Origin of the sequence: Psychrobacter sp. TB20-MNA-CIBAN-0197, from assembly GCF_040309765.1 — a bacterium.
In the GTDB taxonomy this organism is placed as follows: Bacteria; Pseudomonadota; Gammaproteobacteria; order Pseudomonadales; family Moraxellaceae; genus Psychrobacter; species Psychrobacter submarinus.
In genome coordinates this window covers 1-257 of sequence record NZ_JBEOPC010000930.1, presented here as the reverse complement: position 1 = coordinate 257, position 257 = coordinate 1, and the positions used below count along the sequence as shown (strand labels likewise).

General features: G+C 54.1%; 1 protein-coding gene. It reads right to left on the bottom strand.

The annotated features are described in order from the left end of the window. Positions 1–257, bottom strand: a 257-nt coding sequence (locus tag AAEY83_RS16595; protein ID WP_351060834.1) for a hypothetical protein, incomplete at both ends; no start/stop codon positions are given.

The window sequence follows — 257 nt, the reverse complement described above, 5'->3', positions numbered from 1 at the left end:
TAGGTCCTGAACGGGCCTTTCCGAAAACGAATCGAAGGAATGAACTCGGCGATCGGCCGGAAGCTGACTTGATCCGGCGCGTCAGGCGTATAGAGCAAGTCGAAGAAACCTGACGATAACTTCAGTCGAAAAATATAAACGCCACCCACTGTACGGTCCCCGGCAGCCGTCAGACCCAGCGTGCCGATGTTGAATTTATACAGCCCGATGTCGCCTTCGGAGACGCTATTGACGATTGATGGATAGCCGCCACCTTC